This window comes from Herbaspirillum sp. WGmk3, assembly GCF_023952535.1.
GTDB classification, from domain to species: domain Bacteria; phylum Pseudomonadota; class Gammaproteobacteria; order Burkholderiales; family Burkholderiaceae_D; genus Herbaspirillum; species Herbaspirillum huttiense.
In genome coordinates, this window is the sequence record NZ_JAKYWT010000093.1 from 1 (window position 1) to 260 (window position 260).

The window sequence follows — 260 nt, forward strand, 5'->3', positions numbered from 1 at the left end:
GTTCCTGGTGGCCGGCGCTCCCGAGACCCGGCGCGCCACGCCCCCACACGGGCCGCTGCTGGCGGACCTGAAGATCCCGGCCACCCGGCAGCACCGCTTCTGGTTCGTGGTGGCGCCCTCCGCCCCGTGGGTCTTCGGCTGCGCGGCCTCTGCCTATGCGATCCTGCCCGCCCTCATGGCGGACGTGGTGGGACCGCAGTACGGGATCGCGTTCTCCGGGCTGATGTGCCTGGTGGGGCTGGGCTTCGGGTTCTTCATCC

Annotated in this window: 1 pseudogene; it reads left to right on the forward strand. The window is 72.3% G+C overall.

The features are described from left to right. A pseudogene (locus MKD49_RS26060) lies at positions 1–260 on the forward strand (MFS transporter); the annotation flags it as partial.